Annotated in this window: 18 protein-coding genes; 14 read left to right on the top strand and 4 right to left on the bottom strand. The window is 71.0% G+C overall.

Going from position 1 to position 23,685, the window contains the following annotated elements; translation table 11 throughout:
* On the top strand, window positions 1-526 hold a 526-nt coding region (locus tag AC6LJ9_RS25490), incomplete at its 5' end, for an anti-sigma factor family protein (protein WP_498149692.1).
* A 68-nt stretch (window positions 527-594) separates the two neighbouring features.
* Here the strand turns inward: AC6LJ9_RS25490 and AC6LJ9_RS25485 are convergent.
* The 3 genes from AC6LJ9_RS25485 to atzF are packed head-to-tail and all read right to left on the bottom strand — an operon-like array spanning window position 595 to window position 6,795.
* Window positions 595-1,299, bottom strand: coding sequence for a GntR family transcriptional regulator (locus tag AC6LJ9_RS25485; RefSeq protein WP_498149691.1), 705 nt, complete (start codon window positions 1,297-1,299; stop codon window positions 595-597).
* Window positions 1,284-4,934, bottom strand: coding sequence for an urea carboxylase (gene uca, locus AC6LJ9_RS25480; RefSeq protein WP_498149690.1), 3,651 nt, complete (start codon window positions 4,932-4,934; stop codon window positions 1,284-1,286). The genes AC6LJ9_RS25485 and uca overlap by 16 nt, the downstream gene beginning before the upstream one ends.
* Window positions 4,935-4,962: 28 nt before the next feature.
* Window positions 4,963-6,795, bottom strand: coding sequence for an allophanate hydrolase (gene atzF, locus AC6LJ9_RS25475; RefSeq protein ID WP_498149689.1), 1,833 nt, complete (start codon window positions 6,793-6,795; stop codon window positions 4,963-4,965).
* 379 nt (window positions 6,796-7,174) lie between these two features.
* On the opposite strand from atzF, the gene urtA reads away from it, so the two are divergent.
* From urtA to AC6LJ9_RS25415, 12 genes are all read left to right on the top strand, one after another.
* On the top strand, window positions 7,175-8,428 hold the full coding sequence (gene urtA / locus AC6LJ9_RS25470; protein ID WP_212321391.1) for an urea ABC transporter substrate-binding protein: 1,254 nt from the start codon (window positions 7,175-7,177) through the stop codon (window positions 8,426-8,428).
* A gap of 13 nt (window positions 8,429-8,441) precedes the next feature.
* Window positions 8,442-10,064 carry an urea ABC transporter permease subunit UrtB gene (gene urtB / locus AC6LJ9_RS25465; RefSeq protein ID WP_498149688.1) on the top strand — a complete coding sequence of 541 codons (1,623 nt, stop codon included), beginning with the start codon at window positions 8,442-8,444 and terminating at the stop codon, window positions 10,062-10,064.
* The gene (urtC, locus tag AC6LJ9_RS25460; protein ID WP_498149687.1) at window positions 10,061-11,242 is read left to right on the top strand and encodes an urea ABC transporter permease subunit UrtC; all 1,182 of its coding nucleotides are present in this window, start codon (window positions 10,061-10,063) and stop codon (window positions 11,240-11,242) included. The genes urtB and urtC overlap by 4 nt, the downstream gene beginning before the upstream one ends.
* A complete protein-coding gene (urtD, locus tag AC6LJ9_RS25455) occupies window positions 11,239-12,078 on the top strand; it encodes an urea ABC transporter ATP-binding protein UrtD (RefSeq protein WP_498149686.1) in 840 nt (279 codons plus the stop codon). The genes urtC and urtD overlap by 4 nt, the downstream gene beginning before the upstream one ends.
* A gap of 64 nt (window positions 12,079-12,142) precedes the next feature.
* Window positions 12,143-12,841, top strand: a complete 699-nt coding sequence (gene urtE, locus AC6LJ9_RS25450) for an urea ABC transporter ATP-binding subunit UrtE (RefSeq protein WP_103275939.1) — start codon at window positions 12,143-12,145, stop codon at window positions 12,839-12,841.
* A gap of 140 nt (window positions 12,842-12,981) precedes the next feature.
* Entirely contained in the window at window positions 12,982-13,386 is a 405-nt protein-coding gene (locus AC6LJ9_RS25445) for a DUF2946 family protein (protein WP_212314853.1), read from the top strand.
* Window positions 13,387-13,665: 279 nt separating this feature from the next.
* Window positions 13,666-15,873 (top strand): TonB-dependent receptor, encoded by a 2,208-nt coding sequence (locus AC6LJ9_RS25440; protein ID WP_498149685.1) that lies wholly within the window; start codon window positions 13,666-13,668, stop codon window positions 15,871-15,873.
* Between the two features lie 8 nt (window positions 15,874-15,881).
* Entirely contained in the window at window positions 15,882-17,417 is a 1,536-nt protein-coding gene (locus tag AC6LJ9_RS25435; RefSeq protein WP_498149684.1) for a PepSY domain-containing protein, read from the top strand.
* A gap of 83 nt (window positions 17,418-17,500) precedes the next feature.
* Complete coding sequence (gene arsC, locus AC6LJ9_RS25430) at window positions 17,501-17,929, top strand: arsenate reductase (glutaredoxin) (RefSeq protein WP_498149683.1); 429 nt, start codon at window positions 17,501-17,503, stop codon at window positions 17,927-17,929.
* A 119-nt stretch (window positions 17,930-18,048) separates the two neighbouring features.
* A complete protein-coding gene (locus tag AC6LJ9_RS25425) occupies window positions 18,049-18,732 on the top strand; it encodes a LuxR C-terminal-related transcriptional regulator (RefSeq protein WP_498149682.1) in 684 nt (227 codons plus the stop codon).
* Window positions 18,733-18,740: 8 nt separating this feature from the next.
* Window positions 18,741-20,693: a sensor histidine kinase gene (locus tag AC6LJ9_RS25420; protein WP_498149681.1), complete on the top strand. Its 1,953-nt coding sequence runs from the start codon at window positions 18,741-18,743 to the stop codon at window positions 20,691-20,693.
* Between the two features lie 92 nt (window positions 20,694-20,785).
* Window positions 20,786-21,391: a phosphatase PAP2 family protein gene (locus AC6LJ9_RS25415; RefSeq protein ID WP_498149680.1), complete on the top strand. Its 606-nt coding sequence runs from the start codon at window positions 20,786-20,788 to the stop codon at window positions 21,389-21,391.
* Window positions 21,392-21,431: 40 nt separating this feature from the next.
* Here the strand turns inward: AC6LJ9_RS25415 and ogt are convergent, their stop codons facing one another.
* Entirely contained in the window at window positions 21,432-21,962 is a 531-nt protein-coding gene (gene ogt / locus AC6LJ9_RS25410; protein ID WP_498149679.1) for a methylated-DNA--[protein]-cysteine S-methyltransferase, read from the bottom strand.
* Window positions 21,963-22,166: 204 nt separating this feature from the next.
* On the opposite strand from ogt, the gene AC6LJ9_RS25405 reads away from it, so the two are divergent.
* Window positions 22,167-23,685: AlkA N-terminal domain-containing protein (locus AC6LJ9_RS25405; RefSeq protein ID WP_498149678.1), on the top strand; the 1,519-nt coding region annotated here is incomplete at its 3' end.

The following is a 23,685-nucleotide window of genomic DNA, read 5'->3' as shown; positions in this document are numbered from 1 at the left end:
GTTCAGCGGCGGCGCGGCCTGGATCGCGCGCGGCGAGCTGGACCACAACCGGATCCGCGCGGCGCTGGCCGCCGCGGCCCAGGCGCCCGAGCGCGCGGCGGCCAGCTATGCGCAGCGCGCCGCCGTGGCGCACGCGGTCTACGCGCCCGACATGGGCCGGCCGGTGGAAGTCGGCGGCGACAACGAAAAGGCCCTGGTGACCTGGCTGACCAAGCGGCTAGGCGCGCCCGTCAGCGCGCCCTCGCTGTCCGCGCTGGGCTATGAACTGGTCGGCGGCCGCCTGTTGCCCGGTGGCGCCGGCCCGGTGGCGCTGTTCATGTACGGCGCGCCCGACGGGCAGCGCCTGACCCTGTACGTCACGCGCGAGGCCGCCGGCGGCCAGACCGCCTTCCAGTTCACGCAGGAAGGGCCGGTGCGCGTGTTCTATTGGGCCGAGGGCCCGTTCGGCTACGCGCTGTCGGGCGCCGTCAGCCGGGAAGAACTGCAACGGGTGTCGCAGGAAGTCTACCGGCAGTTGCAGGGCTGACATCGCGCCACGCGTCGCTCGCGGCGCCCTGTCCGACCGGCGCGCGGCGGCGCCGGCGTGGACCGAGCCTAGCCGCCGCGCGCCTCGTGCAGCATGCGCAGCGTGATCTTGCTGACCTCGGCGCGGCTCGTGCCGATGTGCGCGCGCAGCAGGCGCGCGGCCTCGTCCGCCTGGCGCGCCAGCACCGCGCCCAGGATGGCGCCGTGTTCCTCGTAAGTGGCGTCGATGCGGAAGTCCTTGGTGAAATCCAGCCGGCGCACGATGCGGATCTTCTCGGTCACGTCGCGATGCACCTGCGCCATTTCCGGATTGCCCGCCGCCGCCACCAGCGCGCAGTGGAAGGCCTCGTCCAGCTCCGCCACCCGCCGGCCATCCAGCAGGCGCCGCTGCGGCGGCGCGTGCCAGATGTCGCGCAGGGCCATCAGCAGGTCCGTCTCGTCCGCGCGCTCGCGCGCGCACAGGCGCTCCACCGCCGCCAGCTCCAGCACGATGCGCAGGTCGTACAAGGCCTCGAAGCGCTCGAAGTCGAAGGGCCGCGCCTGCCAGCCGCTGCGCGGGCTGGCCAGCACGAAGCCCTCGCGCTCCAGCCGCGCCAGGCCCAGCCGCACCGGCGTACGGCTCACGCCTAGCCGCGCCGCCAGGTCGGTCTCGGTGAAGCGCTCGCCGGGCAGCAGCCGGAAGCTGAACAGATCGTCCTTGATCAGTTGATAGGCCTGGTCGGCCAGGGACGCCCCCAGCGCCAGCGCGGGTCGCAAGCTCAGGCTACCGTGCATGGCGCATCCTCCGCCAGGACGACCAGCGGATCGCCGGCGTTCACGGGCTTGCCCGGCACGCAGCGGATCGCGGTCACGACGCCGGCGGCCGGCGCGATGACGGACAGCTCCATCTTCATGGCCTCGACCACCACCAGCGTGTCGCCCGCCGACACGCTCTGGCCGACCTCGACCGGCACCTTCCACACATTGCCGCACATGTCGGCGCTGACCAGCCGCTCGCCCTCGCGCAGCTCGGCCTGCGCTTCCGGGGCGGCTTCCAGCTCGGCCGGCGGCGGCGCCACATCCTCGCTCCGCCACAGCGCGACTTCCGCGTCGAAGGCGCTTTTCTGGCGCGTCTGGAAGGCGGCGATGCTGGTCGCCTGCTCGGCCAGGAAGCGCTGATGCGCGGCGAAGTCGAACACCTCCTCCTCGATGCGGACGCTGGCCCGGCCATGGCGGAAGTCTTCGCGCAGCACGTCCAGCTCGGCCTCGCTGACGGGATAGAAGCGCACCTGATCGAAGAAGCGCAACAGCCAGGGCTTGCCGTCCTGGAACACCGGGTTCTTCATGAACGTGTTCCAGATCGGCAGGCTGCGCCCCACCAGCTGGTAGCCGCCCGGCGAGTCCATGCCGTAGATGCACATGTACACGCCGCCGATGCCGACGGTGCCTTCGGCCGTATAGGTGCGCGCGGGGTTGTACTTGGACGTCAGCAGCCGGTGGCGCGGATCGATCGGCACCGCGCAGGGCGCGCCCAGGTAGACATCGCCCAGCCCCATCACCAGATAGCTGGCGTCGTACACGATGCGCCGCACCTCGTCGCGCGAGGCCAGGCCGTTGATGCGCTGGATGAAGTCCACGTTATTCGGCAGCCAGGGCGCGCTGGCGCGCACGGTCTCCTGGTAGCGTCGCACCGCGCCCAGCGTGGCGCTGTCCTCGAAGGCCAGCGGCAGGTGGACCACGCGCGTGGGCACCTTGAGCGTGGCCACGTCGGCCAGTCCGGCCTCGATCTCCAACAGCCGCGCGATCAGCGCGTCCTGGCGGATCAGGCGGCTGTCGTAGCGGATCTGCAGGGAGCGCACGCCCGGCGACAGCTCCCGCACGCCGGCCACCGGCCGCTCGCGCAGCGCCTCCATCAGCAGATGGATGCGCATGCGCAGCGCCAGGTCCAGCACGTTGTCGCCGTACTCCAGCAGCAGGTAGCCGTCGCCCGCCTGGCGGTAGGCGACCGACGGTCGCGTCCCTTCGGCCGGCAACGCGGCGATGATGGTCTCGGACGCGGTGGCGCGGGCCGGCGCGCCGATGGACGCGGCGGCGGGCATGGCTGGCGCCGCAGCGCTCAGCTCGCGCAGGCCGCGGTCCTGCGCCGCCTCCAGCGCCACCGCCTGTTCATAGTCCATGCGCACGAAGCGGATGCGGTCGCCGGGCTTGACCTGCCCCACCTTCCACAGCTCGGCCTTGGCGATCGTGACCGGGCAGACGAAACCGCCCAGGCTGGGGCCGTCGCGGGTCAGGATCACGGGGCTGTCGCCGGTGAAGTTGATGCTGCCGATGGCGTATTCGCAGTCGTGGATGTTGGACGGATGCAGCCCGGCCTCGCCGCCGCTCTCGCGCGCCCAGTCCGGCTTGGGGCCCGTCAGGCGCACGCCCAGGCGATTGGAGTTGTAGTGGACTTCCCAGTCGGCGGCAAAGAATGCGTCGATGGCCTCCGGCTTGAAGAAGTCCGGCGCGCCATGCGGCCCGTAGAGCACGCCGATGCGCCAGGTATCGCCATAGGCGGGAACCAGCTCGGGTGGCGCGGCCTGCGGCGCCGCCTGGGGCGCGGCGGGCGCGCCGGGCAACCCGGGGCGGACCCGGGGCAGCATGTCGCCCACGCGCAGCGTGCGGCCGGCGTGGCCGCCGAACTGTCCCAGCGCGAAGGTCGAGCGGCTGCCCAGGTAGACGGGCACGTCCAGGCCGTCGCGCACGGCCAGGTACATGCGGCAGCCCGACAGCGCGCGGCCCGTGGCCAGCACCTGGCCCGCGCGCACCGCCACCGGCCGCCACATCGGCACGGGCTCGCCGTCCAGCGTGGCCGCGCATTGCGCGCCGGTCAGCGCGATGACGGCGTCGCCATGAAAGCGCAACGTGGGGCCGGCCAGCGTGGCCTCGATGCCCGCGGCATCCGGCGCGTTGCCGACGATGCGATTGGCCAGCCGGAACGCGTAGTCGTCCATCGGACCCGACGGCGGCACGCCGATATTCCAGTAGCCGGCGCGGCCGGGATAGTCCTGCACGCTGGTATAGGTGCCGGCCTCCAGCACCTCGATCGCCGCTGGCCGGTACTCGAAGGTTTCCAGGAAGCGGGTGGACAGCTCGCCGGCCACGAAGCGCGCGTCGGCCACGATCTGGCGCAGGTAGTCCAGGTTGGTGGCGATGCCATGCAGGCGCGTGCGCGCCAGCGCGTCGGACAGCCTGGCCAGCGCCTCTTCGCGCGTGTCGCCATGCACGATCAGCTTGGCCAGCATGGGATCGTAGTAGGCCGGCACCTCGGTGCCGGTCGCGACCCAGCCGTCCACGCGCGGCCCCTCGGGGAAATACACCTCGGTCAGCACGCCCGGCGAAGGCTGGAACTGGCGCAACGGATCCTCGGCGTACAGCCGCACCTCGATCGACGCGCCGCGCGGCGCGCGCGACATGGCCAGCAGGTCCAGCGGTTCGCCCGCCGCCACGCGCAGCATGCACTCGACCAGGTCCAGGCCGGTCACCGCCTCGGTGACCGGATGCTCGACCTGCAGCCGCGTGTTGACCTCCAGGAAATAGAAGCTGTCGCGGGCCGGGTCGTAGATGAATTCCACCGTGCCGGCCGAGCGATAGCCGACCGATTCGCCCAGCCGCACCGCCGCTTCCAGCAGGGCGGCGCGGGTGGCGGTCGGCAGGTTCGGAGCCGGCGTCTCCTCGATGACCTTCTGGTTGCGCCGCTGCACCGAGCAGTCGCGCTCGCCCAGCGCCAGCACCCGGCCCCGGCCGTCGCCGAAGATCTGCACCTCGACGTGGCGCGCGTTGTCCACATAGCGCTCGATGAAGGCGCCGCCGTCACGGAAGAAATGCTCGCCCATGCGCTGCACGCTGTCGTAGGCCGCCGTCAGCTCGGCCTCGCTGTCGCAGCGCGACAGGCCGATGCCGCCGCCGCCCGCCGTGCTCTTGAGCATGACCGGATAGCCGATGCGCTCGGCCTGCGCCAGCGCCTCGCCCAGGCTGGACAGCAGCCCGGTGCCCGGCGTCATGGGCACGCCGGCCAGCGCCGCCAGCTCGCGCGAACGGTGCTTCAGGCCGAACTCGCGGATCTGCGTGGGCGTGGGCCCGACGAAGGCGATGCCGGCGGCTTCGCAGGCCTCGGCGAATTCCGCGCTTTCGGACAGGAAGCCATAGCCGGGGTAGATGGCCTGCGCGCCCTGTTCGCGGGCGGCGGCCAGCAACAGGTCCATGCGCAGATAGCTGTCGGCGGCTTTCTCGCCGCCCAGCGCGACGGCGGCGTCGGCCTCGCGCACATGGGCGGCGTTGCGGTCGGCGTCGGAATACACCGCCACGCTGCGGATGCCCAGGCGCTTCAGGGTACGAATGGCGCGGACGGCGATTTCGCCTCGGTTGGCGATCAGAACGGTATCGAACACGTTGCGACTCCTGGAAAGAATTGGGGGATCAGCGGACGGCGGGATTCAGGCTGGCCAGGTAGGCGCGCCAGCCGCCATGCGCCGTGATGTCGCGCGCGCCCTCCAGGCCGCGCGGCTCGCAGATGAAGCCCTGGACCAGCCGCCCGTCCTCCAGCTCCAGCGTGCCGATGCCCAGCGGCGCCGGAATCTCGGCGACGAAGCCGCCGAACGCGGCGATGGGGATGTCCCACAGCTCGACCTCGATGGGCGCGCCATCGGCGCGCTTGGCCAGGCCCGGCTTGGGCGGCGTGGTGTTGGCCAGCGCATACAGCCGGTAGTCACCCGCCGTGCGCGTCTTTTCCACCAAGACGGCATGGCGCGAACGCAGCTGATGGTTCAACGGCATGCCGCTAAGGTGCGCGCCCACCACGGCCACGCGCAGCATGCCCGGCGCCGGATCGCGCGACGCGGGCGCGGCGGGCAGCGGCTTGCCGGTGGCGCCCAGCGGCAGGCCCAGGCGCGCCTGCCATTGCCTGCCGAATTCGGCCAGCGCATGGTCCTGCCAGGCCAGGCCCAGCACGGTGATGCCGGCCGGCAGGCCGTCGCCGCGCATGCCCGCGGGCAAGGCCAGCGCGCACAGGTCGGCCAGGTTGGCGAAGTTGGTGTAGAGGCCCAGCCGCGAATTGAGCGCCAGCGGATCCTCGCGCAGCTGTTCGATGGTGTAGATGGACGGCGCGGTGGGCACCAGCAGCGCGTCCACGTCCGCCAGCGACTGCTGGATGGCGCGCGCCAGCGCGGCGCGGCGGTATTCGGCCTGAAAGGCGTCCAGCGCGCTGTAGCGCCCGGCCTCTTCGACGATGCCGCGCACCACCGGGTCGATCGCGCCCGGCTGCTCGCGCCACAAGGCTTCGACCGCCGCGAACCGCTCGGCCACCCACGGCCCCTGGTACAGCAACGCGGCCAGCTCGGCATAGGGCGAGAAATCGATGGTCCGCAGCTCGGCGCCACTGGCGCGCACCTCGCGCAGCGCCGCATCGAAGGCGGCCTCGGCCTCGGCGTCGCCGTGAAACTCCAGCTTGTCCGGCACCGCGAAGCGCGGCCGCGCCGGCCAGGGGCGGGCCGTGCCGGCCGGCGCGGCCCGCGAGTAGGGATCGTGCGCGTCGTAGCCGCCGGCGATGTCGGCCACCCGCGCCGCGTCGTCGACCGTCAGGGCGAACACCGACACGCAATCCAGCGTGCGGCAGGCCGGCACCACGCCGGCGGCGCTGAGCCAGCCGCGCGTGGGCTTGAGTCCGACGATATTGTTGAAACCCGCCGGCACGCGTCCCGAGCCGGCCGTGTCGGTGCCCAGCGAGAACGCCGCCAGTCCGCGCGCCACCACCGAGGCCGAGCCCGAACTGGATCCACCGCTGATGTACTCGGGCCGGAACGCGTTGGCCACCGCGCCGTGCGGCGAGCGCGTGCCCACCAGGCCGGTGGCGAACTGGTCCAGGTTGGTCTTGCCGACCAGGATAGCGCCGGCGGCGCGCAGGCGCCGCACCACGCCGGCATCCTCGTCGGGCGTATAGGCGAACGCCGGGCAGGCGGCGGTGGTCGGCCAGCCGGCGACGTCGATGTTGTCCTTGACCGCGTAAGGCACGCCGTACAGCGGCAGGCGCGACAGGTCGCCGTCCGCCGCCGCCAGCAGCCGCGCCAGTTCGTCCAGCTGGCGCGCCAGCGCCGGGCCGTCGACCCGCAGGATCCAGGCATTGTCGGCGGGCGCGTCCGGCGCGGCGGCGTGGCCGGCCAGCAGCGCCTCGGGCCGGGCGCCCGCGAAATAGGCGGCCTGCCATTGCGCGATGGTCCAACCGGCGGTGTCGAACTGCGTTGCTGCGGCGTTCATGCTGGAATCCTCTCTGGTATGCAAGTAAGGATTCCCAAGCAAGCGGCATGCCATGTCCGCGCCCGCGGCGCGTTTTCCCCCTGTTTCCCTGCCACGACATCCCGCGCGGCCACAAGGCGCGGCGCGCCGTCGCGGCGCCGGCGCGCACCAGCGCCGCGCAGATCACGCACCTGTTTTGTGCACGCGGCACCAGATTGAGCAAGCCGCTCCGCCGCATCGTTCCCGCGCCCCGCCCTTCCCGCCTACATATAGCGGCCCCGCCGCGCCGCCGCCTCCGGCGCGGCTGGCACGGGTCTTGCTTTGATGTCCTGGCGAGGCGCGGTACAGGCCCTGTCCATTTCATGCCGGCAATGCCGGCGCAACCTACCCAGGAGTCCCCATGAAACGCAGACTAGCCCTCAAGCAACTGACCGCCGTGAGCCTGCTGGCCCTGGCCGGCTGGATGCCGTCGGTCCATGCCGCCGAAGACACGATCAAGGTCGGCATCCTGCATTCCCTGTCCGGCACGATGGCGATCTCGGAGACCTCGCTCAAGGACGTGGCGCTGATGGCGATCGACGAGATCAACGCCAAGGGCGGCGTCATGGGCAGGAAGCTGGAGCCCGTGGTGGTCGATCCAGCCTCGAACTGGCCGCTGTTCGCCGAGAAATCCCGCCAGCTGCTGGCGCAGGACAAGGTCGCGGTGGTTTTCGGCTGCTGGACCTCGGTGTCGCGCAAATCGGTGTTGCCGGTGTTCAAGGAGCTGAACGGCCTGCTGTTCTATCCGGTGCAGTACGAAGGCGAGGAACTGGAGAAGAACGTGTTCTACACCGGCGCCGCGCCCAACCAGCAGGCCATACCCGCCGTCGAGTACCTGATGAGCGAGGACGGCGGCGGCGCCAGGCGCTTCGTGCTGCTCGGCACCGACTACGTGTACCCGCGCACCACCAACAAGATCCTGCGCGCCTTCCTGCATTCCAAGGGCGTGAAGGACAGCGACATCGACGAGGTCTACACGCCCTTCGGCCATTCCGACTACCAGACCATCGTCGCCAACATCAAGAAGTTCGCCACCGGCGGCAAGACCGCCGTCATCTCCACCATCAACGGCGACTCCAACGTGCCCTTCTACAAGGAACTGGGCAACGCCGGCCTGAAGGCCACCGACGTGCCGGTGGTCGCCTTCTCGGTCGGCGAAGAGGAACTGCGCGGCGTGGATACCAAGCCGCTGGTCGGCCACCTGGCGGCCTGGAACTACTTTGAATCGATCAAGAACCCGGTCAACACCGACTTCATCGCCAAGTGGAAGGCCTACGCCAAGGCCAAGAACCTGCCCAACGCCGCCACCGTGGTCACCAACGACCCGATGGAAGCGACCTACATCGGCATCCACATGTGGAAGCAGGCCGTCGAACAGGCCAAGAGCACGGACGTGGACAAGGTCATCGCGGCCATGGGCGGCCAGACGTTCAGCTCGCCCAGCGGCTTCGAGATCGTGATGGACAAGACCAACCATCACCTGCACAAGCCGGTGTACATCGGCGAGATCAAGGCCGACGGCCAGTTCAACGTGGTCTGGAAGAGCAAGGGTCCGATCCGCGCCCAGCCCTGGAGCCCGTACATCCCGGGCAACGAAGGCAAGCAGGGCCTGTAAGGAGACGGCCGCCATGCGCAACGCTGCGATCGCACGCTACCTGCGTCGTCTCCTGCTCGCCCTGGCCCTGGCCTGGCCGACGCTGCCCGTGGCGGCGGCCGGCATCGGCCAGGACCTGCTGGCGCCGCTGGCGGGCGACGATACCGACGCCAGGCTGCGGGCGATCGCCGCGCTGGGCGCTCTGCCAGGCGGCGAGGGCGCGGCCGTGCTGCGCGCGCTGGGCGCCGACCAGCTCTACGCGGCGCCGGACGGCCGTGTGCTGATCGGTGATGGCGCCCGCGCCACCGACCCGGCCGGCGGCGCCGCGCTGGACCTGCCGGCGGGATCCTCATCCATCGGCATCAACAACCGCTTGCGCCGTGCCATCGAGGCGGCGCTGGCCGGCGCGCAGCTGCACGCGGCCGATGCCGGCGCGCGGCTCGCCGCCGCGCGCCGCCTGCAACAGACCACCGATCCCTCGCGGCTGCCCATGATCGCGCAAGCGCTGGCCACGGAACGCGACGAGACCGTGCGCGCCGCGCTGGAGATCGCGCAGGCCAGGCTGGAACTGCAAAGCGCCGATCCGGCCGCGCGGCGTCATGCCGTGGAACTGCTGGGCCGAGGCGGCGACGCCGCGTTCCGTCCCGTGCTGGCGGCCTTGACGCAGCAGCGCGACGGCGCCCATGTCGAACCCGACGCCGGCGTGCGCGAGGCCGCCGCCGACGCGCTGCGCCGCATCGACCGCCGCCTGGCCACCGTCGAATGGGCCGGCAATCTCTTCTATGGCCTGAGCCTGGGCAGCGTGCTGCTACTGGCGGCGCTGGGGCTGGCCATCACCTTCGGGCTGATGGGCGTGATCAACATGGCGCACGGCGAGCTGCTGATGATCGGCGCCTACGTGACCTATGTGGTGCAGACGCTGTTCCGCGCCTGGCTGCCTGGCTGGATCGACTGGTACGTGGCGGCGGCGCTGCCGCTGGCCTTCCTGGTCACGGCGCTGGTGGGCATGGCGCTGGAGCGCACCGTGATCCGCTGGCTCTACGGCCGGCCCCTGGAAACGCTGCTGGCGACCTGGGGCATCAGCCTGATGCTGATGCAGGGCGTGCGCAGCCTGTTCGGCGCGCAGAACGTGGAGGTCGGCAATCCGGCCTGGATGTCGGGCGGCGTCACGGTGCTGGGCGGGCTGGTGCTCAGCTACAACCGCCTGGTCATCATCGGCTTCGCGCTGGCCGTGGTGGCGCTGGTCTGGGCATTGCTCAACCACACTCGCCTTGGCCTGTTCGTGCGCGCCATCACGCAGAACCGGCGCATGGCCGATTGCGCCGGCGTGCCCACCGGGCGCGTGGACATGCTGGCCTTCGGCCTGGGGTCGGGCATCGCCGGGTTGGCGGGCGTGGCGCTGTCGCAGCTGGGCAATGTGGGCCCGGACCTGGGACGCGGCTACATCGTCGATTCGTTCATGGTGGTGGTGCTGGGCGGCGTGGGACAGCTGGCCGGCACCGTCATCGCCGCGCTGGGCCTGGGCGGCGTCAACAAGTTCCTGGAACCCTATGCGGGAGCGGTCATGGCCAAGATCACCATCCTGGCGCTTATCGTGCTGTTTGTGCAAAAGCGGCCGCAAGGCCTGTTCGCCCCGCGCGGCCGGAGCGTCGAATGAAGCCCGCCGCGCAGGACCTGGGCCTGGCGTTGCGCCGGCCGCTGTACTCCCCCCGCGCCTGGACGGCGCTGGCCATCGCCGCCGCGCTGCTGGCGCTGCTGCCGTTGCTGAACCTGGCGTACGCGCCGGGCCATCCGCTGCATGTCTCGTCCTATGCCGTCGCCCTGCTGGGCAAGTTCATGTGCTACGCGCTGGCCGCGCTGGCGCTGGACCTGGTCTGGGGCTACGCCGGCATCCTGTCGCTGGGCCATGGTCTGTTCTTCGCGCTGGGCGGCTATGCCCACGGCATGTACCTGATGCGCGCCATCGGCCGCGACGGCGCCTACCAGAGCGAACTGCCGGACTTCATGGTGTTCCTGAACTGGAAGAGCTACCCCTGGTACTGGTCGTACACCGAGCACTTCTGGTACGCCATGCTGCTGGTCGTGCTGGTGCCCGGCGCGCTGGCCTTCCTGTTCGGCTACTTCGCCTTCCGCTCGCGCATCAAGGGCGTGTACTTCTCCATCATCACGCAGGCGCTGACCTTCGCGGCCATGCTGCTGTTCTTCCGCAACGAGACCGGCTTCGGCGGCAACAACGGCTTCACCGACTTCAAGCGCATCCTCGGCTACGACATCACGGCGCCGGGCACGCGCGCCGCGCTGTACTGGAGCACGCTGGCGGCGCTGGCCGGCGCGCTGGTGCTGGCGCGCGCCGTCACGCAGTCCAAGCTCGGCCGGGTGCTGACCGCCGTGCGCGACAGCGAAAGCCGGCTGCGCTTCATCGGCTACGAGCCGCTGGGCTTCAAGCTCTTCGTCTGGACGCTGTCGGCCGTGCTCTGCGGCATCGCCGGCGCGCTGTACGTGCCGCAGGTCGGCATCATCAATCCCGGCGAGATGTCCACCGAGAACTCCATCGAAATGGTGATCTGGGTGGCCACCGGCGGACGCGGCACGCTGATCGGCCCCATCATCGGCGCCGGCGCGGTCAACGGCCTGAAGACCTGGTTCACCAGCGTGCTGCCGGAATTCTGGCTCTACGCGCTGGGGCTGATCTTCGTACTGGTCACGCTGTTCCTGCCGACCGGCATCGTCGGCCTGGCCCGCCGCATCGCCGCCCGTATCAGTGCCCGTATGACTGCCCGCCGCGACGCGCTTCCCGCCGTCGCTTCCGCCCCCGTCCAGGAACCCAAGGCATGAATCCCACCCACCCCGCTCCCGATCCGCTGGACGGCGGTCCCAGCGGCGAGGCCGGCTATGGCCGCGTCAGCGCCAAGGGACTGGACACCACCCATGGCGCCATCCTGTACCTGGAAGACATCACGGTCAGCTTCGACGGTTTCAAGGCGCTCAACGGCCTGACGCTGGACATCGGCGTGGGCGAGCTGCGCTGCATCATCGGCCCCAACGGCGCCGGCAAGACCACCATGATGGACGTGATCACCGGTAAGACCCGGCCCGCGTCCGGCAGCGCCTACTTCGGCCAGAGCATCGATCTGACCACGCTCAGCGAAACGCAGATCGCGCATGCGGGCATCGGCCGCAAGTTCCAGCGGCCCACGGTGTTCGAGCAACACACGGTGTTCGAGAACCTGGAGCTGGCCATGCGCGCCGACAAGCGCGTGCGCCCCACGCTGTTCGCGCGCCTGAACGGCGCGCAGGCCGACCGCATCGGCGAAACGCTGGACCTGGTGCGCCTGCGGCCCGAGGCGTTCCGCGAGGCCGGCCTGCTGTCGCACGGCCAGAAGCAATGGCTGGAGATCGGCATGCTGCTGATGCAGGAACCAAAGCTCCTGCTGCTGGACGAGCCGGTGGCCGGCATGACCGACGCCGAAACCGAGCGCACCGGCGAGCTGCTCAATGCGCTGCGCGGCCGCCATTCGCTGATGGTGGTGGAGCACGACATGGACTTCGTCAACCAGATCGCCGGCGACGGCAAGGTCACGGTGCTGCACGAGGGCGCGGTGCTGGCCGAGGGGCCGATGGCCAAGGTACAGGCCGACCCCCGCGTGATCGAAGTGTATCTAGGGCGCTAGCGTGCAGTCCCGCGGATACGCCCGCCCGAAATCCACCCCTGGCCTCGACACCACGGAGCAAAACATGCTGGATGCGAACGGAATCGATCAATACTATGGCGGCAGCCACACGCTGCGCGGCGTGTCGCTGTCGGTGCGCCAGGGCGAGTGCCTGGCGCTGCTGGGACGCAATGGCGTGGGCAAGACCACGCTGCTCAAGTGCCTGATGGGCGTGCTGCCGGTGGCGCGCGGCGGCGTGTCGCTGGACGGCGCCGACATCACGCGGCTGGCGCCGCACCAGCGCGCCGCGCGCGGCATGGCCTACGTGCCGCAGGGGCGCGACATCTTCGCGCGGCTGACGGTGGAAGAGAACATCCTGATGGGCATGGCGACCAAGCCGGCCGCGCGCGCGCGGCGCATCAAGGAGGAAGTGTTCGAGCTGTTCCCCGTGCTGCGCGGCATGCTGTCGCGGCGCGGCGGCGATCTGTCGGGCGGACAGCAGCAACAGCTGGCGATCGCGCGGGCGCTGGTGGCCGAGCCCCGCCTCATCATCCTGGACGAGCCCACCGAAGGGATACAGCCGTCCATCATCAAGGACATCGGACGCGTCATCCGCATGCTGCGCCAGCGCGGCGACATCGGCATCCTGTTGTGCGAGCAGTACTTCGACTTCGCCCGCGAACTGGCCGACCGCTACGTGGTGCTGTCGCGCGGCGAGGTCGTGGCCAGCGGCGGCCGCGAAACCATGGACGGCGAGGACGTGCGCCGGCATCTGTCGGTCTAGGCAAAGAACCACGCCGGCGCATGCCGTGCGCGCCGGCGTCCGGGGGAGCCTTCCGGAACCGATTTCCCCGCCGGCTGGATCTTTGATCATTGCTTGAAATTAGGCCTGCGCGCGCATCTGCTCCGATATAATCCGCGCTCATGTGCTCCGCCTCCTTCCTGACCCGACCCGCCATATGGATCGCGCTCGCCGTGATCCTGTGGGCGTCGCTGGTCCCGTCGCTGGCGCGCGCATTCAGTCCGGCGCACCCGGCGCAGCGCGTGTCGGTGGAGTATTGCGCCCCCGGCGGCGCGGGCCTCGTTCAGATCGACGTGCAGTCGGACGACAGCGGCCAGGCGCCGCAACACGATGCGCACGAGGGCAGCCAGCATTGCCCGTTCTGCCGCAACCAGCAAGCCGATGTCGGCATCCTGCCCGATCCGGTGCCGCTGCTGCTGCCTGCCTCCCTGGCCCGCAAGGTCAGCTATCCCCCGCTCTACTACCAGTCGGCCCGGCCGCTGCACGCCTGGAGCGCGGCCCAGCCGCGCGCCCCGCCCGCCGCCTGACCGGCCACGGCGCCTGGCCGGCCGCGCCTGGCCAGCCGCGCCTGATGGACCGCGCCACGCGCCGATGCGCGTGAACCGCGCCTGACGGCTGCCCGCCGACCGCCCCTTCCGCTCCCGATCGATCCGCCCTTCCGTGGCCGGTCCGTCCGCGCGCTTGCGCGTCCGGTCCGCCTGGAACGCCGGGCGGCGACGGGTCCGCAGTCCTGGCTTGCCCTACCCGTCCGCGACACCTCGCGCGACTGCCGAACCCCCGGCGGCGCGAGCGCGCGGCATCCGATCATGAAACCTGCATACGCTTACCTCCTGCTGCTGGCCGCGCTCGCGCCCACGGCCCCCGCCCTGGCGCTCAGCGCCGATCCGTCGGTGGAAACGCTGGCGCCCACCGTCGTGTACGGCGACACCGCCGCCGAGGCCCCGCCCAATGGCCGCATCAACCTGGACGCCCGCGACAGCACCGGCAGCCGCCTGGGCCTGACGCTGCGCGAAACGCCCGCGTCCGTCACCGTGATCTCGCGCGAGCAGATCGAGGCGCGCGGCGCCGCCAACACCCAGGACATCGCGCGCGGTATACCCGGCGTGGACAACGCCTCGCCGCCCGGCATGGCCGGCGCCGTCAGCTACCGAGGCTTCAGCGGCAGCCAGATCTCGCAGCTGTTCAACGGCATCTCGGTGCAGTACGACGCCATCGCCGCCCGCCCCATCGACAGCTGGATCTACGACCGCGTCGAGGCCATCGGCGGGCCGTCGACCTTCCTGTTCGGCGCCGGCGCCGTGGGCGGCGCCATCAACTACGTGACCAAGCTGCCGGAACGCGACACCTTCTACGAAGGCCGCTTCCGTCTCGGCTCGTTCAACTCGCGGCAGTATTCCGTCGGCCTGAACCAGCAGCTGGCCGGCGAGCCCGGCGGCCGCGGCCACTACCTGCGGCTGGACGCGAACACCGGCTCCAGCCAGGGCTGGGTCGACGGCAACCATTCCCGCGCCAGCCAGCTCGCGCTCTCGCTGCTGTCGGACCTGGGCAGCGACGTGACCCAGACCTGGGCCTTCGAATACCAGCGCGAGAAGGTCGACCGCCCCTATTGGGGCACGCCGCTCAAGACGGGCGCCAACGGCGTGGTCAGCGGCGAGGGCCACATCGAGGACGGCACCCGCTACAAGAACTACAACGTCAACGACGGCCTCTACGAGCAGTCGGTGCTGTGGGCGCGCTCGATCACCGAATGGCGCGCCAGCCCCGCGCTGACGTTCAAGAACACGCTGTACTACTACCGCGCCGACCGCGACTTCCGCAACCTGGAGACCTATCGCTTCAACGCCGGCAACACCCAGGTGCTGCGCTCGGGCGCGCTGCTGCAGCGGCACGAGCAGCGCCTGATCGGCAACCGCGTCGAGGGCCTGTACCGCTCGACCCTGGCCGGCCTTCCCAGCGACTGGTCCTTCGGCGCGGACTACAGCGTCAACAAGCAGACCCGCTATCCGACCAGCCTGCCCGGCCAGGTGGACGCCATCGATCCCTATGACTTTTCTCCTGGCGATTTTTACGACATCCCCGGCATGAAGCGCGGCCACGTCGCCGACCGCGACAACCGCATCCGCACGCTGGCCTTCACGCTGGAGAACCGCACCGAAGTGCTGCCCGGCCTGTCCCTGGTCTCGGCGCTGCGCAAGGACTTCATCGACGTGGACCTGACCAACCGCCGCGCCGTCACCGCCAGCTCGCCGGCCAGCGCCTCGCGCTCGTATTCACCGCTGACCGGCCGGCTCGGCCTGAACTGGCAGCTCAGCCCGGAAGCCTCGCTGTACGCGCAGTACGCCACCGCCGCCGATCCCCCGTCCGGCCTGATGGCCACGGCCTCGTTCGCCGACGTGCTCTACAACGACAAACTGACCACCGGCCGCCAGGCCGAGGTCGGCGGCAAGTTCGATTTCTGGGACGGCCGAGGCTCCGCCACGGTGGCGCTGTACGACATCCGGCGCAAGAACATCTCGACGCCCGACGCCAACAACCCCGGCGTCAGCCTGCCGGTGGGCGAGCAGTCCTCGCGCGGCCTGGAGCTGGCCGGCGGCCTGCGGCTGAGCAGGCAGGTGACGCTGCAGGCCAACATGGCTTTCGTCGCGCCGCGCTACGACGATTTCTCGCAGACCGTCAACGGCGTGGCGGTGTCGCGCAACGGCAAGGTGCCGACCAACACGCCGCGCCGCATCGCCAACGTCTGGGTCGACTACGCATTCCTGCCCGACTGGACCGCCAGCGCCGCCGCGCGCTATGTGGGCAAGACCTACGCCGACGCCGCCAACACCACCTGGGCCCCCGCCTACATGGTGTTCGACGCCGCCGTCTCGCACCGCATCGACCGGAACATCACCGTGACCGCCCGCGTGCGCAACCTGACAGACAAGGTCTACGCGGCCAACGTCAGCAGCGCCGGCATGTTCTACCTGGGCGCGCCGCGCTCGTTCGAACTGACGCTGCAAGCGCGCTACTGAGGACCGCCATGAGCGCCCTGCCCCAGACCCGACCGCGCGCCGCGACAGGACCGTCGCTGGCCGCCCGCGCCAAGCGCTGGCTCTACCTGCTGCACCGCTGGGCCGGCATCGCGCTGTGCCTGTTCTTTGCCATGTGGTTCATCTCCGGCGTGGTGATGATGTACGTGGGCTATCCCAAGCTCACGCCCGCCGAACGCCTGGGGCACCTGGCACCGCTGGATCCCGCCGGCGTCACGGTGACGCCGGCGCAGGCGCTGGCGGCGGCCGGACTGGAAGACGGCGCCGCCCTGAGCCTGTCGGCCAGCCGCGCCGGCCAGGCCGTGTATCTGGCCGGCGGCGGCCGGCGCTCGGCGCCCAAGGCGGTGGACGCCGCCAGCGGCGCGCTGCTGCCCGTGGCGGACGAGCGGGTGGCCGCCGCCACGGCCTCGGCCTGGTTCGGCGGCGCCTATCCGGTGCGGTACGCGGGCGCGGTGGACGAAGACGTCTACACGCACTCGCGCGCGCTGGATCCGCACCGGCCGCTGCATCGCGTCGACGCCGGCGATCCGGACCACACCCGGCTCTACATCTCCTCGGCCACCGGCGCCGTGGTGCTGGACGCCACTCGCGCCGAGCGCGCCTGGAACTACGCGGGCGCCTGGATCCACTGGCTCTATCCGTTCCGCGGCAACGCGCTGGACCGCTGGTGGCACGACATCGTGGTGTGGCTGTCGGTGGCGGGCGTGGTGCTGGCGTTCACCGGCACCGTGGTGGGCCTGATGCGCTGGCGCTTCTCGCGCCCCTATGCCAGCGGCAGCCGCTCGCCGTACCGCGAGAACATGATGCGCTGGCACCACCTGAGCGGCCTGGTGTTCGCCCTCGTCACCATCACCTGGATCTTCAGCGGGCTGATGTCGATGAATCCCTGGAAGCTCTTCGCCAGCGGCGGCGCCCCGCTGGCGCAGACGGCCTATGAAGGTGCGCCCGCGCCCGCCGCCACGCTGGCCGCGCCCGCCGCGCTGATCGCGGCCTTGCCCGCCGCGCCCCGGGAACTGAGCTGGACGCGCGCGGCCGGGCAGAGCCTGGTCCAGGCGCGCATGGCGGCCGGCGCGCCGCTGCTGCTGTCGGCGCGGGAAGCACGCCCCGCCGCGCTCGACCCCGCCGCGCTGCGCACGGCGGCCGCCACGCTGCTGCCGGGCGCCCGGCTGGCCGAGGTGCAGACGCTGGAGCGCTACGACTTCTACTACTACGCGCGCGACGAGCACGCCATGTTGGGCCATGTGGAAAAGCCGCTGCCGGCCTGGCGGCTGGTCTACGACAACCCCGAGGCCAGCTGGGTCTACCTGGATCCGGCCACCGGCCAGCTCATCGGCCGGCAGGATCGCGCCAACCGCGCCAGCCGCTGGCTGTTCGCCTTCCTGCACAGCTGGGACTGGACCGGCCTGCTGGCGCGCCGCCCCTTGTGGGACGCGCTGCTGATCTTCCTGAGCCTGGGCGGGGCCGCGCTCAGCCTGACCGGCGTGGTGATCGGCTGGCGCCGGCTGGGGAAGAAATTGCGGCACTGAACCCGGCGACGGGCCGGGCGCGGCCTGGGAACGAGGCGCGGGATGCACTATGCTCCCAGCCTCGACTCTGCTAGGAGCAGCCCATGTCCGACGTCACCATCTATCACAACCCCAAGTGCGGCACCTCCCGCAACACCCTGGCCATGATCCGCAACGCCGGCATCGAGCCGCAGGTCGTGCTGTACCTGGAAACCCCGCCCTCGCGCGCGACGTTGAAGGCGCTGTTCAAGCGCGCCGGCGTCAGCGTGCGCGACGCGCTGCGCGAAAAGGGCACGCCCTATGCCGAGCTGGGCCTGGACAACCCGGCCCTGGACGACGAGGCCCTGCTGGACGCCATCGAGGCCCATCCCATCCTGCTGAACCGCCCCTTCGTCAGCACGCCGCTGGGCGCGCGGCTGTGCCGCCCGTCGGAGCTGGTGCTGGACATCCTGCCGGCCCCGCAGCAAGGCGCCTTCACCAAGGAAGACGGCGAAGCCGTGATCGACGCCCAGGGCAAGCGCATCCAGAAGTGAGCGCGCCCGACACGGCGAGCGGCGGCATCCAATACCCACTTTCAGGGATAGCCGGCGGCGGCCGGGATCAGCACAATCCCAAGCGGGCAATTCCGCCCGCTCCCACCTGGCCCGCCACCATGACCGACCTGCCGCCCGTTCCCGCGCTCGCCCTGCCCGCCCCGGTGCTGGTGGTGGAAGACGAACCGCTGGTGCGCGGCCGGCTGGAACGGCTGCTGCATCAGCTGGGCTATCCCGCCGACGCGCTGCTGTTCGCCGGCTCGCTGGCCGAGGCCCGCGCCCGGCTGGCCGACGCGCCCGTCGCGCTGGCGCTGGTGGACCTGGGCCTGCCTGACGGCAATGGCGTCGAGCTGATCGCCGAGCTGCGCTCGGCCGATCCGGCGCTGGGCATCCTGGTGATCTCCGCCTGGAGCACCGAGGACGCCATCCTGGCCGCGCTGCGCGCCGGCGCCACCGGCTACCTGCTGAAGGAGCGAGACGACCTGGAAGTGCTGATCTCGCTGCGCAGCGTGCTGCGCGGCGGTGCGCCGATCGATCCCTTCGTCGCCCGCCGCATCATCGAGGAGCTGCGGCCCGCGCCCGCGCAGCCCGCCAGCCCGCCGCCCGGCGAAACGCTCAGCCCTCGCGAAGACCAGATCCTGCGCCTGGTGGCCGAGGGGCTGGGCAACCGGGAGATCGCCGAGCAGCTGCATCTGTCCCGCTACACCGTCGAATGCCACATCAAGCACATCTACCGCAAGCTGGCGGTGTCCTCGCGCACCCGGGCCATCCACGCGGCGCGCTCGCGCGGCCTGCTCGATTGACGCGGCGGATGCCGGCGGCGCGGCGCGTCGGACGGGCGCTGGCCGCGATGCTCGGCCTGCTGGCGCTGCTGCTCCTGTGCGGCGTCGCGCGAGCGGCGCCGGCCGGTGCCGCCGGCGACTGCGCCGCGCGCATCCTGGACATACGCAGCGCCCAGGCGCTGCCGGACGGCGCGCGACCCGCCGACGGCCCGGCCTGGCAGCCGGTAACGCTGCCCGACGATTGGAGCGCGCGCTGGCCCGGACATACCGGCAAGGCCTGGTACCGGATCGACTGGCGCTGTGACGGCGCGAGCCGCGCTCCGGCCGCGCTGGCGCTCGAATCCATCGTCATGGCCGGCGAGGTCTATGCCAACGACGACCTGCTGTGGCGCGACCCCAGCCAGTCCGAGCCGCTGTCGCGCAGCTGGAACATGCCGCGCTACTGGCGCCTGCCCGAATCCGCGATGCGCGACGGCGTCAACACCATCTGGGTGCGCGTGGCCGGCGTCGCGGACCATCACCCGGGGCTGGGGCCGGTGTACCTGGGCGAGCCCCAGGCCATCGAACGCGGGCACGAGCTGCGCGTGTGGCGCAACCGCACGCTGTTCCATGTCAACCTGACCATCTCGGCGGCGCTGGGCCTGTTCTTCTTCAGCCTCTGGATCCTGCGTCCGCAACAATCCAGCCATGGCTGGTATGCGCTGACCGCGCTGTTCTGGGTGCTGTTCGCGGCAAACATCGTGGCCACCAGCCCCTGGCCCTTCGCCACCACGCTGGCCGCCGCGCGCGCCAACGCCATGGCGCTGACGCTGCACATCGCCTGCTTCTGCATGTTCACCTGGCGCTTCGCCGGCCGCTTCCGGCGCCGCGTCGAAAGCGTCATGTGGACCGGCGTGGCGCTGTCGCTGGCGGCGCTGGCCTTCGTGCCCGACGACTTCCAGCCCTCGGCGCAATTCATCATCGTGATGGCCCTGTCGGCGCTGTTCTGCCTGAACTGCCTGCATTTCTCCATCCAGGCCCTACGCGGCCGCGACCGCGAACAGCAGCTGCTGGCCGTCTGCCTGCTGGTATTCCTGGGCGCCGCCGTCCACGACCTGCTCCTGCTGTTCAAGCGGATAGACGGCCTGTCCTACATTCCCTACACCAGCATCGCGGTGCTGATCGGCATGTCCGCCGTCCAGGGATTGCGCCACGCGCGCAGCGTGCGCCGCATCGAGCGCTTCAACGAGGAACTGGAAGTGTCCGTACAGCGCGCCCGCGACGAGCTGGCCGCCACGCTGGCCCGCGAACACGAGCTGGCGCTGGCCCACAGCCGGCTGCAGGACAGGCTGGAGATCGCGCGCGACCTGCACGACGGATTGGGCGGCTCGCTGGTCCGCATGACGGCCCTGATCGAGCAATCCGGCGAACCGCTGCGGAACCGGCAGTTCCTGTCCATGCTCAACCTGCTGCGCAACGACCTGCGCCAGACCATAGACAGCGGCGCCAGCGCCGACATGAAACCGCCCGCCACGCCGCGCGAATGGATCGCGCCGCTGCGCCACCGCTACACGCAGCTGTTCGACGAGCTGGGCATCGAGGTCCGCTGGGATTTCCCCGCCGGCTGGACCGTCCCGCCCTCCGCCTTGCAGTGCCTGGCGCTGACCCGGCTGATCGAGGAAGGACTGACCAACGTCATCAAGCACAGCCGCGCCGGGCGCGTCGCGGTGCGCCTGGCGCAGTCCGACCCGGGCCTGCTGGAGCTGATCGTCGAGGACGACGGCGCGGGCTTCGACGTGGCCGCCGTGTGCCAGGCCGGCATCAGCGTCGGCATGCGCAGCATGTCCACGCGCATCGCCCGGGTCGGCGGCAGCTTGCAAATCGATTCCGCGCCCGGCCGCACGCGCCTGACCGCCAGCCTGGCCCTGCGGCCGGAAGACGCCGCGGCCGTCCTGGAACCGTGGGCCGCGCCAGATGTATCGGAAAAGCGCATCCAGACGTAATTCCGGGGATTCAGCCACATTTTTGCAAGGTATTTGACGGCAAACCCCACTACCATCGCGGTCATCCGGAAATTTCAATTTGATGACGCGTCATGGATACGCTTGAACACCTGAACCAGTCCCTATTTCTTCTGATCAACGCCGACCCGGCGTCGCCCGCTTGGCGCATCCAGGCCGGGATGTTCATCGCCAACCGGCTGATCCTGCTGGTGCCGGCGACGCTCGCCGGGCTCTGGCTGTGGGGCGGCCAGCCGCAGCGCGGCCTGGTGCTCAAGGCGCTGGCCGGCATCGGCGTGGCGCTGTTCATCAGCTATCTGTGCGGTGCGCTGTGGCCGCATCCACGGCCCTTCGCCATCGGCCTGGGCCATGCCTTCTTCCCGCACAAGGCCACCTCGTCCTTCCCCAGCAACCACACCATCATCATCGCCACGCTGGCCTTCACGCTGCTGTTCGACCGGCGCTGGGCGGGCTGGGGCTGGGCCGCGCTGGCGCTGGCGGCCGTGGTCGGCCTGTCGCGCGTCTACCTGGGCGTGCACTTCCCGCTGGACATCGCCGGCGGCCTGCTGCTGGCGCCGCTGGCCGCCGCGCTGGTGGTGCCGGTGTGGCGGCGCGTGGGCAGCCCCGTGACCGTGGCGTGCCAGGCGCTGCACGGCAAGCTGCTGGCCCTGCCGATCGCGCGCGGCTGGATCCGCGCCTAGGGGCGCCGGAACGATTCCGGGACCATGCCTCGCATCGCCCTCAAGCCGGCGCGAAACCCGCCGCGCCTTCGTGCTCCAGCAGCCAGCGCTTGCGGTGCAAGCCGCCGCCATAGCCGGTAAGCGCGGCGTTGGCGCCGATCACACGGTGGCAAGGCACCACGATGCCAATCGGGTTCGCGCCATTGGCCGCGCCCACGGCGCGCACCGCCTCGGGCCGACCGATGCGCTCCGCAAGCCGGCCATAGTTAAGATGGCTGCCCGCCGGAATGCCGCGCAGCGCCGCCCATACCTCGCGCTGGAACACGGTGCCGCCCATGGCCACCTCCACGGCGTCGATGGCATCGATCCGACCGTCGAAATACGCTCTCAGGCGGCGGCCCGCCTCCGAGGCCGCCGTCGCCGGCCGCAAGGCGACCGCATCCTTGCCGTACTGCCGCCCCAGCAGTTTGTGCATGCGGCTTTCATAGTCGTCCCAATCGACGGCGCGCAGCCGCCCTTGCGCGTCGGTCAGCACCAGCATCACGCCGATGGGCGTCTTCAGGCGTTCTTCGAAAAAAAGATGGGCGGACATGGCGGGGACTTCCATAGCGGAAAGAAACAAGGATCGAGTTGCTGGCGACAGGCGGCGCGACCGCGCGGCCAGGACAGGCATTCGCAACAGAATATAGGGTCCGCGCCGGACTTGCGCTCGCGGTTTTCGGACATCAGTGTCGGCCGGACAACAAGGTCCGAAAACCGCTAGAACGCCATCCCGGACCGGCGTTAGCATGGCCGCATGAACCTCGATCACGACGCCTGCTACAGCGCCATCCGCGTGCGCGACGCCCGCTACGACGGGCGCTTCTTCACCGCGGTCAAGACCACGCGCATCTACTGCCGCCCGGTCTGTCCGGCGCGCACGCCCCTGTCGCGCAATGTCGTCTTCTACGCCACGGCCGCCGCCGCGCAGGAGGCCGGCTTCCATCCCTGCCTGCGCTGCCGCCCGGAAATCGCGCCCGCCGCCGGCCCCGCGCCCGGCCTGCCCGCCAGCGTGGCGCGCGCGTTGCAGCTGATCGAGCTGGGCGCGCTGGACGAGGGCGACCTGGAGGCGCTGGCCGCCCGGACCGGCGTCGGCGTGCGCCAGTTGCGGCGGCAGTTCCGCGAACACCTGGGCGCGTCACCCGTCGCCGTCGCGCAGACCCGCCGCGTGCTGCTGGCCAAGCAGCTGATCCACGAGACGCGCCTGCCCATGGCCGAGATCGCGTTCGCCTCGGGCTTTGGCAGCATCCGTCGCTTCAACGAGCGCTTCCAGCAGCTGTTCGACCGCCCGCCCGGCGCCCTGCGCCGCTCCTCGCAACCGGACGTGCCGGCCGGCCCCGAGGGCGAGATCCGGCTGCTGCTGCGCTATCGCCCGCCCTACGATTGGGACGCGATGCTGGACTTCCTGCGGCTGCGCGCCATCGCCGGCATCGAACAGGTGCAGGAACGCCGCTACACGCGCAGCATCAGCCTGGACGGCGCGCAGGGCACGGTGGCGGTGGAGCCCGGCAAGGGCGACGCGCTGCTGGCCACGGTGCGCTTTCCCCGGCTGCCATCCCTGCCCTTGATCATCGCCCGCCTGCGGCGGCAATTCGACCTGGACAGCGATCCGGCTGCCATCGCGGCGCAGCTGTCCCATGACCCGGTGCTGGCGGCGCTGACGGCGGCCCGGCCCGGCCTGCGCATTCCCGGCGCCTGGGATGGCTTCGAACTGGCGATGCGCGCCGTGCTGGGCCAGCAAATCACCGTGGTCGCCGCGATCCGCCTGGGCGGCAAGCTGGTGGCGGCGCATGGCGCGCCGCTGGCGCGGCCGGAGGACGGCCTGACACATGTGTTCCCGGAGCCGGCCGCCATCGCGGCCGCCGACCTGGCGCCGCTGGGCATGCCGCGCAGCCGCGCGCGCACGCTGTCGGCCGTGGCCTCGGCGGCGCTGTCGGACCCGACGCTGTTCGAGGCCGGCAACGACCTGGACGTCTCGGTCAAGCGCCTGCGGGAAATCTGGGGAGTCGGGGAATGGACGGCGCAGTACATCGCGCTGCGCCTGCTGCGCGAGCCGGACGCGTTCCCGGCGGCCGACATCGGCCTGATCCGGGCGCTGGAAGCGCTGGAATCGCGCAGCTATACGGCGGCGGAACTGCTGGAGCGCTCGGCCGCATGGCGGCCCTGGCGGGCCTACGCGGCCCAGCAGCTCTGGGCGCGGGGCGCGGCGGGCTGGGGCCCCCCGCCCCCGGATGCCCAGGGAGGATGGCGCCGGGCCCGTCTCTCATACCCCACCG

This window comes from Achromobacter sp. 1011811831 (assembly GCF_059760905.1).
The sequence above is the reverse complement of the archived record's forward strand: the minus strand, read 5'-3'. Positions and strand labels throughout refer to the sequence as shown.